This is a genomic window from Succinivibrio sp. (assembly GCF_045124615.1).
GTDB classification, from domain to species: domain Bacteria; phylum Pseudomonadota; class Gammaproteobacteria; order Enterobacterales; family Succinivibrionaceae; genus Succinivibrio; species Succinivibrio faecicola.
On the sequence record NZ_JBGVMC010000248.1, the window covers coordinates 1 to 2,960 of the forward strand.

A 2,960-nucleotide genomic window follows, 5' to 3' on the forward strand; every position below is an offset into this window, starting at 1 on the left:
CATCTAGGTTTGTTTTAAATTTCCATGTGGGAAACTAGAGTTATTTTATATATTCAAGACAAATAAACTCGTACAAAAAAAACAGAGAACCTAAATGATAAAAAAATTAATTAATAAAATTACTGTTTTATTTAATAAAAAATGCACTGAAAAAGTATCCGTAATTGTACCTGTGTACAATGTATTACCTTGTTATATTGAAGAAGCTCTTGATTCCGCTTTAGCAAGCACTTATCAGAACATAGAAATTATTGTTGTAAACGACGGTTCTACCAGTAAAGAAACACTTTCTTTTTTAAAAAATTACAATAATCAAAAAGTAAAAATTATCAATCAAATCAACATGGGGCTTGCAGAAGCAAGAAACACTGGAATTAAGAATGCTACTGGCAAGTATATTCTTCCTTTGGATGCAGACGATAAAATTGAGCCTACATATATAGAGAAAGCAGTAAAAATAATTGATTCTAAGAAAAAAATAGGAATAGTTTACTGTGAAGCAGATATGTTTGGAGCAATTAATAAGAAATGGGAATTGCCTAAATTTAAAATGAAAAAAATGCTTAGATCTAACTGCATTTTTTGTACAGCTCTTTTTAGAAAGACTGATTGGGAAAGAGTTGGAGGATACAAAAAAATAATGAAATATGGGTGGGAAGACTATGAATTTTGGTTATCTCTTCTTGAATTGGGAGTAAAAGTTTACAGGATTCCTGAAATTCTCTTTCATTATAGACAACATGAAAAGACATCTATGATATCCGAATTACGTAGGGACAACACTAAAATGGAATATCTAAGGAAAATGATACTCACATATCACAGTGATTTATATACAAAATATAAAAAATCCTAAAATTGAAATTTAAACTTGCTAAATTTTGGAAAAGTTTGAATCGCTGAAATAATGTATCCCAAAATTATCATCGCAATGTATTGTACGCTGCACAAAATATTAAATCAGATAATTAAATTTCTATTATGAATCTACTGAATCTTTTGCCTTTTGCTTTTCAAGGTACATCGCTTCATCAGCTGCAGCAATAAATTCATCAAGAGTCTTGTACTGCTCAGAGTAACCTACAACACCTACAGACAGAGAAATTTTAAATGGAAGAGAGCCAAATTTGTTCTCCTCTTCAAGATTATCCAATAAAGTCTTAATAAAGGAATCTACGGTATTTAAGGTTTTCTCCTTAATAACTACAGTAAATTCATCACCAGCATATCTGCAAAGGAAACAGTCTTTATCAAAAGCAGACTTTTTCATACATTTAGATAGACTTAATAAAGCTTTATCACCAAAATTATGACCAAATGTATCATTGATCTTTTTAAAATCATCTATATCAATGAAGATCATATGAAGGTTGTTATCAAGTATAGATGACTTATCAAATATTCTTGATAAATATCTAATAAGCTCTTTCCTATTATTAAGTCCTGTTAAAAAATCAATTGAAACAGCCTTATCATGAGCCACTATCTGCACAAGGAACACAAAAGCAACAAAAAGACCGAATGTAATTGGAGCTAAAATTACCCATCCTAAAATAAATGAGATAATAGGACCAATTATTACAAGAGCTTCAATAGCAATTCCCAATTTTCTTGAAATAAAAGAATTTACAAAAAGATCGTTTAAAAATTTGTGCAGATCTTTTATTACGCAAAGATAGTTAATGACACAAACTAGAGGAATAATCATCAGGAAATCAAAATAACTGTCTGATATAAATTCCCCATGATAGTAAAGAGATGTAACTTTTATTGCTATATAAAGATATATAACAGCCGTTACAGCAAAGAGTAAGAACTGCAGTTTTCTTAATTTACCCTTTAGAAAATTCTGACCAAATACATACTTTTTAAAGAGAATGAAAAGATAGTATGGATAAAGGTAAGAGCAAAAACCAACAGTAAATCCTAGTATACAGAATAATGTTCTTAAAGGGGCGTTACCCTGCAGTGAATAACGGACAATTAAAATTGAAATAAAAAAATATACAACCAGAATGATTCCATTTACAAACAAAAGTCTTGTCAGATTTGCATTTACTTTTGACGCAACAGTTGCGGATGTATTCTCATTTTTCAAAACGCTATATAAAATAAAAACACTGGCAATTGAAAAATACAATAGACTGACATTGCATATTTTAAACAGCTCCATCAGCTACCTCACTATTCTTTTTTAATTTTTCAATATACATAGACTCATCAGCTTTAACCATGAGCTCTTTAATATTTTTCTGATTCTTTTTAACTTCAATATATCCACAGCTTACAGTCAAATCATATTGTTTATCAGAAAAAATAATTCTCTCTTCAAGTTCAAATGATATGTTCTGTATAACCTTTTTTACTTTTTCTTCTTCTGTTGTTTTTACGATCATGACAAATTCATCACCACCGATTCTTGCAACGAATGAATTGGTTTCACCAGCTATACTCTTTAGAGTTTTTCCAACGAGAGAAATAGCCTCATCACCTTCTATATGACCATAAGTGTCATTTATCTGTTTGAACTTATCAATATCAATATAAACGATATAGGCACCATCATGTTCTTTTGACAGGAAAACATTATTTATGTATTTATTAAAGCTTACTCTATTGTTTACACCCGACAGAGAATCCTGTGAAATCATTGTCTTGCTTTTTGTCATGTAATGAAAGAGTAGAAACACAACATAGGAAGTTCCGACTGCTGCATTTGAGAAAACAACCTGCTCTATTAAGAAGGCTATACATAATACTGTGTAGTAGTAAAGATGCTTTCTTGCAATATACTTGATGTCAAAGTCAAGATTATATAATGATGATTTATAGCAAAGGAATGCACCCAGCATAATATAGAAATTTATAACTACATATATGGTTACAGATGCAATTGATGATACCAGATCTGAATATCTTGCATCTGCACTGAATAATGAAATAACGATAAGTACAGCAAT

The 2,960-nt window shown here is 29.9% G+C and carries 3 protein-coding genes; 1 reads left to right on the forward strand and 2 read right to left on the reverse strand.

Annotated features, from left to right (window positions below; translation table 11 throughout):
• The first annotated feature begins 94 nt into the window (after positions 1-94).
• Positions 95-856, forward strand: coding sequence for a glycosyltransferase family A protein (locus tag ACJML3_RS06470; RefSeq protein WP_406021659.1), 762 nt, complete (start codon positions 95-97; stop codon positions 854-856).
• 123 nt (positions 857-979) lie between these two features.
• Here ACJML3_RS06470 and ACJML3_RS06475 read toward each other — a convergent pair whose 3' ends face one another.
• Both ACJML3_RS06475 and ACJML3_RS06480 read right to left on the reverse strand, forming a co-directional pair.
• Positions 980-2,098 carry a GGDEF domain-containing protein gene (locus tag ACJML3_RS06475; RefSeq protein WP_406021661.1) on the reverse strand — a complete coding sequence of 373 codons (1,119 nt, stop codon included), beginning with the start codon at positions 2,096-2,098 and terminating at the stop codon, positions 980-982.
• Positions 2,099-2,159: 61 nt separating this feature from the next.
• Positions 2,160-2,960, reverse strand: an 801-nt coding sequence (locus ACJML3_RS06480) for a GGDEF domain-containing protein (protein WP_406021663.1), incomplete at its 5' end; no start/stop codon positions are given.